Origin of the sequence: uncultured Dokdonia sp., from assembly GCF_947496725.1 — a bacterium.
GTDB lineage: Bacteria > Bacteroidota > Bacteroidia > Flavobacteriales > Flavobacteriaceae > Dokdonia.
The window spans coordinates 1-254 of the sequence record NZ_CANMDS010000023.1; the positions used below are offsets into that span (position 1 = coordinate 1).

Genomic DNA, 254 nt, shown 5'->3' on the forward strand with positions numbered 1-254 from the left:
GCTCTTGATTGTGATAATGACGGATTAACAAATGGAGATGAAATCACAGCAGGAACCGATCCTCAGAACCCAGATTCAGATGGTGATGGTGTGATTGACGGAACCGAAGTTACTGATGGTACAAGTCCAATAGATAACTGTGATCTAGTAGTTGCTAGTCAAACATTAACAGCCGATGCTGCTTGGTTAGCTGCTGACTGTGATGGAGATGGTGTAACTAATGCAGATGAGATTGCTGATGGTACAGATCCATT

Annotated in this window: 1 pseudogene; it reads left to right on the forward strand. The window is 42.9% G+C overall.

Annotated elements, in window-relative coordinates:
* Window positions 1-254, forward strand: a pseudogene (locus tag Q0948_RS14895) (hypothetical protein); the annotation flags it as partial.